The 12,106-nt window shown below is 37.0% G+C and carries 11 protein-coding genes; all 11 read right to left on the bottom strand.

The genetic code is table 11. The features are described 5' to 3' along the window. Positions 1-110: 110 nt before the first annotated feature. Positions 111-1,184: an ABC transporter substrate-binding protein gene (locus tag BFL01S_RS16330; protein ID WP_025910588.1), complete on the bottom strand. Its 1,074-nt coding sequence runs from the start codon at positions 1,182-1,184 to the stop codon at positions 111-113. Beyond that, positions 1,181-1,984 carry an ABC transporter permease gene (locus BFL01S_RS16325; protein WP_025910587.1) on the bottom strand — a complete coding sequence of 268 codons (804 nt, stop codon included), beginning with the start codon at positions 1,982-1,984 and terminating at the stop codon, positions 1,181-1,183. Before BFL01S_RS16325 ends, BFL01S_RS16330 begins: the two co-directional genes overlap by 4 nt. A gap of 1 nt (position 1,985) precedes the next feature. Continuing rightward, a complete protein-coding gene (locus tag BFL01S_RS16320; RefSeq protein ID WP_061786331.1) occupies positions 1,986-2,786 on the bottom strand; it encodes an ABC transporter permease in 801 nt (266 codons plus the stop codon). Further along, on the bottom strand, positions 2,776-3,885 hold the full coding sequence (locus tag BFL01S_RS16315) for an ABC transporter ATP-binding protein (RefSeq protein WP_061786330.1): 1,110 nt from the start codon (positions 3,883-3,885) through the stop codon (positions 2,776-2,778). The genes BFL01S_RS16320 and BFL01S_RS16315 overlap by 11 nt, the downstream gene beginning before the upstream one ends. 26 nt (positions 3,886-3,911) lie before the next feature. Then, positions 3,912-4,454, bottom strand: a complete 543-nt coding sequence (locus BFL01S_RS16310; RefSeq protein ID WP_061786329.1) for a helix-turn-helix domain-containing protein — start codon at positions 4,452-4,454, stop codon at positions 3,912-3,914. 193 nt (positions 4,455-4,647) lie between these two features. Beyond that, a complete protein-coding gene (gene budA, locus BFL01S_RS16305; protein WP_025910579.1) occupies positions 4,648-5,349 on the bottom strand; it encodes an acetolactate decarboxylase in 702 nt (233 codons plus the stop codon). A 77-nt stretch (positions 5,350-5,426) separates the two neighbouring features. Beyond that, positions 5,427-5,969, bottom strand: coding sequence for a GNAT family N-acetyltransferase (locus BFL01S_RS16300; RefSeq protein WP_061786328.1), 543 nt, complete (start codon positions 5,967-5,969; stop codon positions 5,427-5,429). Between the two features lie 76 nt (positions 5,970-6,045). Continuing rightward, on the bottom strand, positions 6,046-7,188 hold the full coding sequence (locus tag BFL01S_RS16295; RefSeq protein ID WP_025910575.1) for a mannitol-1-phosphate 5-dehydrogenase: 1,143 nt from the start codon (positions 7,186-7,188) through the stop codon (positions 6,046-6,048). Positions 7,189-7,193: 5 nt separating this feature from the next. After that, a complete protein-coding gene (locus BFL01S_RS16290; RefSeq protein ID WP_061786327.1) occupies positions 7,194-9,281 on the bottom strand; it encodes a BglG family transcription antiterminator in 2,088 nt (695 codons plus the stop codon). Between the two features lie 88 nt (positions 9,282-9,369). Then, the gene (locus tag BFL01S_RS16285) at positions 9,370-11,265 is read right to left on the bottom strand and encodes a PTS mannitol transporter subunit IICBA (protein ID WP_061786326.1); all 1,896 of its coding nucleotides are present in this window, start codon (positions 11,263-11,265) and stop codon (positions 9,370-9,372) included. Between the two features lie 177 nt (positions 11,266-11,442). After that, positions 11,443-12,060: an HAD family hydrolase gene (locus BFL01S_RS16280; RefSeq protein WP_061786325.1), complete on the bottom strand. Its 618-nt coding sequence runs from the start codon at positions 12,058-12,060 to the stop codon at positions 11,443-11,445. Positions 12,061-12,106: the final 46 nt, after the last annotated feature.

Below are 12,106 nucleotides of genomic sequence, written 5' to 3'. Positions count from 1 at the left end.
TTTCTTATCTCTATATTAAAGGTCTATTTTTATCTTTTCAACAGGGAGTAAAACCTATTTATTTTACACATTTATCCTTGTTGGTGAGATAAAGGGAGCGAAAACAACATCTATTTTCTATGCATTTTAAACTCTAAAAATAATTCGTTGTAGTAGCTTAACATTTCTTTCCCTAGATTATCATACACCTCTAACTTTTCAGTTAATGCTTCATCTGGATAGAAGCGCTTATCCTCTGCAACTTCATCCGGTAAATAATCAAGAGCCTTTTCGTTTGGCGTTGAATACCCTACATATTCAGCATTTCGAGCTGCGATTTCTGGGTCTAACATGAAATTCATAAACTGGTGAGCACCCTCAATATTTTTTGCTGTTTTAGGAATTACCATATTATCAAACCACAGGTTCGACCCTTCTTCTGGGACTACATAATCTAGATCTTCATTTTCACTCATAATCTCTGAAGCATCACCAGACCAAACTAAACCGACGGATGCCTCTTCGTTTGCTAGCAACATTTTAATTTCGTCTCCAACAATCGCTTTAACGTTGGGTGTTAACGTATCTAGTTTTTCTTTCGCTTCTCTTAAATGCGTTTTATTCGTGTCATTTAGCGAATAGGCTAAGCTGTTAAGTCCCATTCCTATCACTTCTCGTGCACCATCAGCTAACAGGATTTGATTTCTTAATTCTGGGTCCCATAAATCGTCCCAGCTCGTAATCTCCTTGCCATTTAGCATTTCTTTGTTATAAACAACACCTACTGTTCCCCAAAAGTAAGGAATAGAATATCTATTTCCTTCATCAAACGATAAGTTGAGGAAGCGTGGATTAATATGTTTTAAGTTAGGTAGCTGCTTATGTTCTACAGGAAGTAGTAAATCTTCTTCCTTCATTTTGCTAATCGCGTACTCTGATGGTACCGCAATATCAAACGTGGTGCCACCTTGTTCAATTTTTGTCATCATTGCCTCATTGGAATCAAACGTTTGGTAGATAACTTTAATCCCAGTCTCTTCCTCAAACTCATCAATAATTTCTGGATCAATATAATCACCCCAGTTATACACGGTCAAGGTATTACCTCCTGAATATCCCTGAGCAGAGTTTAACCGAGATACAACGTACATTAAGACGAGTGAAATGGCTACAATAACAACAAATGACCGCATTAATTGTTTCATTTCTCAACCCCGCCTCCTTTCGTACGAAGATTACGCTGGCTAACAAAATAGTAGCCTACTACTAAGAGCACAGTAAATAAGAAAATTAGCGTAGACAGTGCGTTAATCGTTAATGATACGCCGCGTCTTGCTAGTGAGTAAATTTCAACCGACAGTGTAGAAAATCCGTTGCCTGTTACAAAGAACGTAACTGCAAAATCATCTAACGAATAAGTCAGCGCTAAAAAGAATCCTGCAAAGATTCCCGGTGAAATAAACGGCAAAATAACTTTTGATAATACTTGAAAACGGCTCGCCCCTAAATCCCGTGCTGCATCAATTAGAGTTGGACTCATTTCTTGAAGCTTTGGAAGAATCATAATAACAACAATTGGAACACTAAAAGCAATGTGGGCCAGTAGAACAGATGTAAAGCCAAGCTTAATTCCAACAATCGTAAATAAAATAAGGAAAGAAGCTCCTATGATGACATCTGGGCTAACAATGAGAACATTGTTTAACGTCAGCAGCGTATTTTGAACTCTTCTTCTTTTCACATAAATAATTGCAAGCGCTCCAATAATCCCAAGAATTGTTGAAATTACGGATGAAAGCAAAGCAATAATAAGAGTGTTTAATACAATGATTAATAACCTTGTATCTTGAAAGACTTCTTTATACCATTGCAATGTAAAGCCTTCAAACTCTCTCATTGAACCACCGCTATTGAATGAATAATACATAAGGTAAAAGATTGGCGCATATAAAATGACAAAAACTAAAATTAAATATATATTGCTCCATTTCCATTTCTTCATCATTTTATAGTCCTCTCTTTCTAGTTCCAGTTGCAATCATCATAATTGCCATCGCAATAATTAAGAAGACCGCAATCGTCGCTCCCATTCCCCAGTCTTGTGTTACTAAGAAATGCTGCTCAATTGCAGTACCAAGCGTAATCACTCGGTTCCCGGCAATTAGACGAGTAATCATGAAGAGTGATAGCGCAGGAATAAAGACCGCTTGGCACCCTGACTTCACGCCATTTAATGTGAGTGGGAATATAACTCGACGGAATGTTGTCCATGAAGAAGCCCCTAGATCACGCGATGCATATATTAAAGAAGGGTTCAGTTCTTCTAGCGAGTTGAAAATTGGTAAAATCATAAATGGAATAAAGATATAAACGGATACAAAAACAAAACTAAAATCAGTAAATAATATTTGATGAGTGCCAAATCCTAAAAACTCACTAAAGCTGTTAATTGTTCCATACGTACCGAAAATCCCTAAAAACGCATATGCTTTTAGCAGTAAGTTAATCCAAGTTGGTAAAATAATCAACAACAGCCATAGTTGCTTATGTCTTGTTTTAGTTAACAAGTACGCTGTAGGATAAGCAATTAATAATGAAAATAGCGTAATTAAAAAAGCATACCAAAACGAGCTGAGTGTCATTTTTAAATAAACAGGTGTAAAAAACTTTTCATAATTGGCTAAAGTGAACTCATTGTGAATATCAAAGAACGAGTAATAAACAACTAAGGCAATCGGTGCAATAACAAACAAAGCTATAAAAAGCAGATACGGTACTAAATAAATATTACGTGACTTAGTTTGCATGAGTCTCGTCACCATATGCTTCTAGCCTCTTATCAAACTCTTCCTCTGTTTCACCAAAGCGCATAACGTGAATTGCTTCAGGATCAAAGTAAAGACCAATTTCTTCGTCTACTGTTGCTTTTTTTGTTGAATGCACAAGCCACTCGTTTCCATCCTTATCGTATCCACAAATTTCATAATGAACCCCTCTAAACAGCTGAGAGTCAACCTTCACTTGGATTTTACCTTTTTCTGGATCCGTAATTTCTAAGTCTTCCGGACGAATGACAATCTCTATTTTTTCATTTGGGTCGAAGCCTTTATCGACGCATTCAAAACGTTCACCCGCAAACTCTACAACAAAGTCCTCAACCATACTTCCTGGAATAATATTTGACTCCCCAATGAAATCTGCTACAAAGCGATTAATTGGTTCATCATAAATATCTGTTGGTGCACCACTTTGCTGAATATGTCCTTTGTTTAATACAAAGATTTCATCAGACATCGCTAGTGCTTCTTCTTGGTCATGCGTAACAAAAATAAATGTAATACCTAATCGGCGTTGAAGTTCTCTTAGTTCATACTGCATTTCCGTACGCAGTTTTAAATCCAGTGCCGATAGCGGTTCATCAAGTAAAATGACCTCCGGTTGGTTTACAATTGCTCGAGCAATTGCCACGCGCTGGCGTTGCCCTCCAGACATCTCTTTAATTTCACGATTTTCATATCCTTCCAAATTAACGAATCGAAGTGCTTCACTCACTCGCTTTTTGACTTCTGTATTCTTTACTTTTTTTATTCGTAATCCAAATGCAATGTTTTCAAATACATTAAGGTGCGGAAACAATGCATAATCCTGAAACACAGTATTTACTTGACGTTTGTTAGCCGGCACGGAATTAATTTTCTTACCGTTGAAATAGATATCTCCGCTTGAAGCCTCTGTAAACCCTGCAATTAAGCGTAAGATAGTCGTTTTACCACACCCTGATGGACCTAGTAGCGTATAAAACTTTCCTCTTTCAATTTCAAAGCTTACATTATCAAGCACTATTGAATCGTTGTCGTATTGCTTTGTTACATTTTCAAAGCGAATAATCGCTTGATTATCGTTCATTTCAATCGTCTCTCCTCTTAATCTCTTTATAAATATGATTCTGTCGCTACTACAATAAGCTCGGTGACGCCGTCATAGGCATTGAACATTTTATGCTCTTCAGCAGCTTGGAAGTAAATCGTTTCTCCTTCTTTCGCTTCATACGTTCGCTGACCAATTTGAACAATAACAGCTCCTTTTAGCACATAGCCAAAGGTTTCAGATAAGGAAGGCTCAAATTCTTTAAATTCACCTTTTTTTTCTAAAATTAAGCGAATAGGTTCCATTTCTTTTTCATTCGATTCATGAACTAACCATTCAATGTGATAGCCTTTTTCTTCATCACAATAATTGGTGTAGTCTTCTTTTTTATATACAACTTTTTGCACCGTTTTATCTTGATCAAAAAACTCGTTTGGTTGGCAGCCCAACACTTCTAAAATACTAAAAAACGTTTCAAGAGAAGGAGAACTTAAATCTCGCTCTAACTGTGAAATATAACCTTTGCTAAGGTCAGTCCGTTCTCCAAGCTCTTCTTGCGTTAATCCTTTTTTTAAACGTAAGTTTTTAATCTTCTTACCTATCTCCATTTATTTAAACCTCAACATGTTTAAAATAAGTAAACTTCCAGTAAATAAAGTTTTGTAACACTTAACTTAAAGTTTACTTTCAACTCGTATTATTATACATGTTTTAAAGCTGAGCACAAGGAGTTTTTTGCAATTATGTCACTTAAAAATTTCCATTTACTTGGATTAAAAAAAGCATCGCTTAAACGATGCTTTATTCCACTTCTTCAATTTCCTCTCTTATATTTTCTTTGTCTAAATTAGCATTACGAAAACGCTGAGTATCATCTAAGTCCAATTCCAAAAACGTTTTTTCTTCTAAGATTACCTTTACATCTTGAACTGTTACATCTAAAACATGACCACCTGCCGTTTTATGTTCATCAATAAAATGGAAGTGGTATCCTGGAATTCCTACACCTGCTACATAATTTGGCGTAAAAAAACCTACCATTGTTCCTTTTACATCTTCCAGTTCAAAAACAGGTTGGCTTTCAGCGACTTCCGTCATTGGTGGATATGGCTTTCTTTGTTTCGCTACCGTTCTTGTTTTTACTTGTTTAAAAACTCCTTCTATCTTAATTGCATAAAAGACGTTTTCACTACTCATTTGAGCTTCTAGCTGTTGCTCAAGCTCTTTCTGAGTTAATACATCATCTAAAATCATTTCTGTTTGGCCTTTAAAATACGTCATCACGGCAAATGGAAGCACGTCTTTTGCTTCTACCTCTACCGCTTTTCCTTCTCTTAAATGATAAAAACCCCCATCTACCGCTAGCATTTCACCATCTAACGCCTGAAATGTTCCCAGGCCAAAATCTCCTTTTTGAGAAAGCTCTTCTTTTGTCATTGTTCCATCATAAACACCTTCTAGCAATGCTACCATCGTAGATTTTTGATAAATAATAGAGCTCATCGATCTTTTCTCCCTTCCCTACGGATACTTATTGATATAGAAAGTATTCCCTCTGAAGAGAAGTCGAAACGAATGATTCAGCTAAAAAAGCGGCTCATAATAAGTGTGTTGTAATAATGACCATCAGATAGACGCTTATGCTTCTTTAAAATTCCTTCTATTTCAAACTCATACTTTTTGTAAACATATATAGCACTTTTATTCGTTTCAATGACCTTTAACGTCATCTTAACAAGACCTTGATGATGAGCCCAAAGAATCGATTGACTTAGTAATGCCTGACCTATTTTTAATCCCCAAAACTCTTTTATGACACCTACTCCAAATTCGACTTGATGTTTGAGTCGCTTCAGATGACTGCCTTCACATCTAGAAAAACCAACAAGGTTCCCTTCTACTTCCGCGACGAGAAATAAATGGTTGGGTATAGACGTGTCCAGCAAAATTAACTCCTTAAATTCCCCTTCATCAATCAGGCCTTCTCCTTGTACACGATCGAAATGTTCTGTTTCACCATCAATTTGTAACCGCAATTCAGCAAGTGCAGGTGCATCACTGACTTTAGCAGGTCGAACAGTATACTCCGTTCCGTTAACTTGAAATATTTTTGGTTTTATCATGGATCCTCTCTCCCCTTTTACTCCATTAGAAAACGAGCCTCTTTTTATTATAAGGCTCGTTTTGGAAAAGATATTTTTATTTCTGTAATTGAGAGTAGTGCTTAATTATTTCTTGAGTTAAATCATCGTTTTCATGTAAGTCGCTCACTTTACTTAGCACATACAAAATACCGTGTTCTTCAAGCATTGTCTGTAGCTGAACAGCTTCTTCATCTTCTGAAGGATTAAACAGCAATGCTGCAGCGATTGCCTTTGCTAAGTTTGCATATGGCAAACCTGCTTGTTTTGCTTCTACAGCTGGACGAACTAATCGATCTTGAGAGCCTAGCTTACGAATAGGTGAACGCCCTACACGATTAACAGAGTCGTTTAAATAAGCATTTTTGAAGCGCTCAATAATCTTCTTAATATATGCCTCATGTTCACCTTGATCAAGACCATACCTTTGAACAAGATACGCACCTGTTTCTTTCAACGTCTTTTGTACCTGTTCATAAATCTCAGCATCCTCTAATGTCTGATGAATTGTTTCTTTTCCTTGCAAGTACCCTAAGTAGGCAATTACGGCGTGTCCTGTATTAACCGTAAAAAGCTTACGTTCGATAAATGGCGCTAAGTCCGGAACAATTTTCATTCCTTCAACTGTTGGAATATCTTCTGTTGTCTCTACTACCCACTCATAATATGGCTCAACCAATACATCAATAGAGTCTGGATTCGATTGAATTGGTACAATACGATCGACTGCTGAGTTAAAGAATGATACTTTTTTAGAAAGCTCTTCTTTTGTTTCTTCATCTAGGTTTTCTAGAATATAACCTTTTAGTAATTCCGTTGCCGAGATTTGATTTTCACATGCAATAACGTACACTTTCTCATCGTTTTCCTTGACGCGAGCTGCTAAGCCTTTTGCAATCAACGGCGCAATACGAGGTAAAATTGTTGGTCCGATAGCTGTTGTGATATAGGTAGCCGTTTTTAAAGCGTCCAATACTTCTTCCTCTTGCGTCATATTATTTAAGCCAGACACATTATTCACTTCAATCACTTCGGCATTTTCTGCTGCGGTTTTCACATGGTACCCTTTACCTTCATTGAGTTTATCAATAACTGTTTGCGCAATATCAACAAACGTAACGTGGTATCCCGACTGAGCAAATAGTGAACCGATAAACCCTCTTCCAATATTACCTGCGCCAAAATGTACAACTGTTTTCACACTTATCATTCCTTTATTAAATTATTTTGTAAGTATTCATAAAATGTATCTTCCAGTTTTTTTCGAATCATCTCTTCATTAGACGAAGAAAAAATCATCATCGCTTCTTTATCTTCAATCAAGTTTGTACTAATTAAGCTTAAAATCTCTTGCTCGCGGATGGTAAGATTTTCTGGCGCCAACATCAGCAGTAGGTTTCGGACTTCCATCATCTTTCCATCCATTCCTTTTACCTGACACGGATAGTGTAAATGAGAGATTTGAAACAATAGTTTTCCTACTCCTTCATGACGACAGTGAAAAAGAGCCATGCTTGTTTCTGGAATACCAAGTCCCCCTTTTTCTTCTCTTTCCTTGAGTTGTTGGACAATAGCTTCTTTATTTGAAACCAAAGCTTCGCGTTCAGCAGCCGCAACCATACGAGCAATGATTCGTTCATGGTCTATCTCCGAACTTTCTCGGTAAATTCTTAGATTGTCAAAAATTGAATCAATACTTGTATACACTTCTTTTATTTCTTTCATTATTTGTTGAAAAGGCGGCCTACTAGCTGGAATTGAAGTAGCGGTTATATTGCTTTTTGCTGAATATCGGTTCTTTTGTGTTAGCTCCTCCACATTTTTTTGAAGAAAGGTCCGAATAGAATTAATGTCTTCATCGCTAAGCAGCGGATTAACTAAGATGTATTCACATGCTAAAAATGGTAAACGAACGGTTGAAATAATAAGATCGTACCTCTCTGTATTCGTTTCATGAATTTCTTTAATTGATTTCACATCAACAGAATCAATTTCAATAAATTCTTTTTTTATCCGACTCGCTAGCATCTTAGATGTACCAATGCCTGTTGGACATACAACTAAAGCTTTAATTACCACATTTTCCTCTCGCACAACTAAAGCAGAACCAAAGTGGAGAACCACATATGCAATTTCATCATCTGAAAAAGATAACTCTTTAAACTCTTTTTCCATGCTGTTTCTTACTGCCATAAACAGCAGCGGATACTTCTTTTTTATCTCTTCTGTTAAAGGATTGAATGCTTCTAGGTGCTGTTGAATGCGAAATATAGATGGTTCCATATGTGCCAACAAGCCTTGAAATAGTGAAAAGTCGTTTGTTAAATCAATGTGTAGCTGATTAGAAACATCTTGAATAACTCGCTTAATAATGCGTCCTAAAACTAGACTATCGTAATCCACTGCGTTGGCTACTTGAAACTTGGATGCTCGCAATACAACAGCTAAGAATGTAATATCATTGGGGTTAATGCTGAGAGAAAACTGTGCTTCGAGCTCTTGACACACACTTTTGATTAATTTGTACTCATTTGACGCTTCATTAATTAACATCGATTCTTCTAACTGAAAGCCCTTCTCAGACCTTTGTAGCATGATGCATATATGAATCATTAACCCCATATAATCGCTATCCGCTAACCTAGAATGACCTTTATTTATTTTCAAATTAACAATGCGATCTACCTCTGCCAAATAAGCAGTATTAAAATAATATAAAGCCTTTTCCTGCTTTGACTGATTATTTTCAAGTAAAAAAAGCTGTTCGATTAGCTCTTCTCCAAAATAAACAAGAAAGTAATTAGCAAGCGCTTTTCGTTTATTGATTTCAGTTGAAACGACCTCTAGCCCTACTCCTCTTCTTCGAACAAGGGTTATACTGTAATGTTCAAGCCAATCTGTTAATTCATCCAAGTACGAGGTTAAGGTAGTGATGCTAACACCTAAGTCTTTAGCTAGCGTTTGGAGCTTAAAAGATGCTTCTTCCAATAGCTTAATAACCAATAGTAGCTTACGTTCTTTCGGAGACTGATCGGTAGGTTGAACTTTCATAAGTTCTTGGATCAACTTGAAAATCTGTTCATCTTTACCGCTAATTATTAGTCCTTCATCTTGTGTACGAACTAATTGCAAATTAAATTGCTTCAGTAAGGATTCAATTGCTTTCAAATCCCGATGTACTGTTCTAGCACTTACCTTCAAAAAACTAGCAATGGATAAAGCCGTATGTTTTTCTGACGTTTTAATGATTAACTCAATAATGGTCTTTTCCCTGGACGTAATAAACACATGCATCAACTCATTTCTTATCTAAAGAAATCAACGCCTTTCAAAAAGAACGAATAGAAAGGCACTTCACATGCCTTTCTACTCTTTTACTTCTTTAGTTCAGCTCACCTTGAATAATTGCTTTAAGTTCTTTAGCTGATTTAGCTTGAACCATTTTTTCAATGTTATCCATGACAGAACATGTTACTGCGATACCTGATAGAATTTCGAGGTGCGTACCATCTTTACCAGCAATACCAAAGATTAAACGTACTTTTTCACCATCAAAATCAACGCCATTTGGAACTTGTAGCACAGTGAATCCCGATTTTAATACGTTCTTTTTCGCTTCTTCTGTACCGTGTGGAATAGCAACATCATTTCCCATATACGTAGACGTCATATTGTCACGCTCAATCATGGCTTCAATGTAGCTTTCTTCCACATAACCACCTTTTACAAGCACTTCCCCTGCAAATCGAATCGCTTCTTCTTTGTTGTTAAACTCTTGATTAAGGAAGATATTCTCTTCGCGCAGTAAGCTATCATCTTCTTGACTTGATTCCACTACTTCCTCCACTTCAGGAGCTCGCCCTTCCGCTGAAGAATCATCTTTAAGCTTATTAATAAGCTTGTCATATTCAGGGCTAGATAAGAAATTATCTACTGAAATATGATATGCTTCTGGAATTTTATTTTGAGCACGTGGAGTAAGCTCTTCTTGTGTAATAACAATTTGAGCATCACTCGGAATATTGCTGATTGCTGTATTTGTAACAAAGATATCTAAACCGGCTTCTTTTACTTTTTTACGAAGTAATGATGCTCCCATTGCACTTGATCCCATTCCAGCGTCACAAGCGAATACAATCTTGTTAACACCTTGTGGTAAAGCTGCTTTATTTGTCACAATTGAACCAGCAACCGAACTCTTTTTACCTTTCATCTCTTGCATCTTGCGCGTTGCCTCATCTAAATCTTCTGTTTGCTTACCTGTTTTTAAGATAAACGCTGAAACAATAAACGATACGACTGTCGCTACCAGAACCCCTGCGATGTTTGCGATGTAGCTTCCTGCATTACCTGGCGTTGCAGCTAAAATAGCTAAGATACTACCCGGAGATGCAACTGCTTGAAGACCTCCACCTAGCAGTACAAGCGTGAATACACCGCTCATACCTCCTAAAATTGTCGCAATAATAAGCATTGGACGCATTAACACATACGGGAAGTAAATTTCGTGAATACCTCCAATAAAGTGAATAACTGCTGCACCTGGAGCAGATTGCTTCGCTGTTCCACGCCCAAAGAACCAATAAGCTAACAGTACGCCTAGACCAGGGCCTGGATTTGCTTCAAGAAGTAGCAAGACAGACTGGCCAGTAGTACGAATTTGCTCTGCACCAATTGGCGATAAGATTCCATGATTAATTGCATTATTTAAGAATAGAATTTTTGCTGGTTCAATTAAAATGCTTGTTAGTGGAAGTAATCCAGCACCTACTAACCAATCTACACCAACAATTAGCGCTTGGGTAAACGCGTCTACTGCAGGACTAATACCTAAGAAAGCTAAAATGGCTAATACGCCACCTAAAATACCTGCCGAAAAATTGTTTACAAGCATTTCAAAGCCTGTTTTAATTTTACCGTCAATTAACTGATCAAATTTCTTAATAACATACCCACCAAGTGGACCCACAATCATCGCTCCAAGGAACATTGGAATATCTGCTCCAACAATAACTCCCATTGTAGCAATGGCACCAACAACTGCACCGCGCTGGTCATGAACAAGCTTACCACCAGTATAACCAATCAAAAGGGGCAATAAGTACGTAACCATTGGTCCAACAAGCTTAGCAAGCTCTTCATTTGGAAAAAAGCCTTTCTCAATAAATAGTGCCGTAATTAGACCCCAGGCAATAAATGCCCCGATATTTGGCATTACCATTGAGCTTAAAAAGTTACCAAACTTTTGAACGCCTACTTTTATATTTGATTGAGCCATGTGCTCTCTTCCTTTCTATATCATAATTACACTTATAATGTTAGGATATGAACCGCTTACATTCAATGAAGAAGAAAGCTAACTTTGTCACATCCTCTCAAGACAAAGGTATATTTATGTATATAGACTGTGAAACGGCGCGCATTGGCATACATATATCTTAAACCCAAAGAGCTGCTAAAACAGTTCTTTTAGCTCTTGAAACGTACCAATTGTATAATCAGGCGCTTCAACTTCGCCAAATCCATACGATGCGTAGACAAATGGAATACCCGCATACTGAGCTGCTTGAAAATCTCCTTGTGTGTCTCCTACATACACAGAACTTTTTAATTTATTACGCTTCATGATGAGCTTAATGTTCTCACCTTTTGATAAACCTGTGCGCCCAGGATTTTCAAAGTCAATAAAATGTGCATCTAGCTTATGATAGTTATAAAAAGCTTCAATATAGCCTGCTTGGCAATTGCTCACAATATACAATTTATATTTTTTAGAGAGCTCTTTTAGCGTTTCTTCTACTTGTGGATACAGATTACCACCGTGTTTTTCCAAATAAGTATTCTCTACTTCACAACACTCCGCTAGAATCTGTTTTTGCTTTTGTTCATCTAATTCTGGGAATAGTTTTTGAGCAATTTCTTGAAATGGAAGACCCATGGTTTGTTCAAAGGCTCTTTCTGTTACTTCTCTTTCAACATAATTGCTCTTCTTAATGACTTCGTTCCAAGCGATAGCTACTGTTCCAATTGAATTCCAGAGCGTTCCGTCTAAGTCAAAGATTATACTATCCATCTAGTCACCCCCTTTAGTTCGTCTTACCGTCATTATAAACATAAAG

Origin of the sequence: Priestia flexa NBRC 15715 (genome assembly GCF_001591565.1) — a bacterium.
Lineage (GTDB): Bacteria > Bacillota > Bacilli > Bacillales > Bacillaceae_H > Priestia > Priestia flexa.
Note: the sequence above shows the minus strand (reverse complement) of the source record. Positions and strands in the feature narration are given on the sequence as shown.

Bases quoted from the DNA above. Each gene is read 5' to 3' on its own strand.
- BFL01S_RS16290 (WP_061786327.1), bottom strand. From the start codon at position 9,281: ATGCATGTGTTTATTACGTCCAGGGAAAAGACCATTATTGAGTTAATC.
- BFL01S_RS16325 (WP_025910587.1), bottom strand. From the start codon at position 1,984: ATGATGAAGAAATGGAAATGGAGCAATATATATTTAATTTTAGTTTTT.
- BFL01S_RS16310 (WP_061786329.1), bottom strand. From the start codon at position 4,454: ATGGAGATAGGTAAGAAGATTAAAAACTTACGTTTAAAAAAAGGATTA.
- BFL01S_RS16330 (WP_025910588.1), bottom strand. From the start codon at position 1,184: ATGAAACAATTAATGCGGTCATTTGTTGTTATTGTAGCCATTTCACTC.
- BFL01S_RS16300 (WP_061786328.1), bottom strand. From the start codon at position 5,969: ATGATAAAACCAAAAATATTTCAAGTTAACGGAACGGAGTATACTGTT.
- budA (WP_025910579.1), bottom strand. From the start codon at position 5,349: ATGAGCTCTATTATTTATCAAAAATCTACGATGGTAGCATTGCTAGAA.
- BFL01S_RS16315 (WP_061786330.1), bottom strand. From the start codon at position 3,885: ATGAACGATAATCAAGCGATTATTCGCTTTGAAAATGTAACAAAGCAA.
- BFL01S_RS16320 (WP_061786331.1), bottom strand. From the start codon at position 2,786: ATGCAAACTAAGTCACGTAATATTTATTTAGTACCGTATCTGCTTTTT.
- BFL01S_RS16285 (WP_061786326.1), bottom strand. From the start codon at position 11,265: ATGGCTCAATCAAATATAAAAGTAGGCGTTCAAAAGTTTGGTAACTTT.
- BFL01S_RS16280 (WP_061786325.1), bottom strand. From the start codon at position 12,060: ATGGATAGTATAATCTTTGACTTAGACGGAACGCTCTGGAATTCAATT.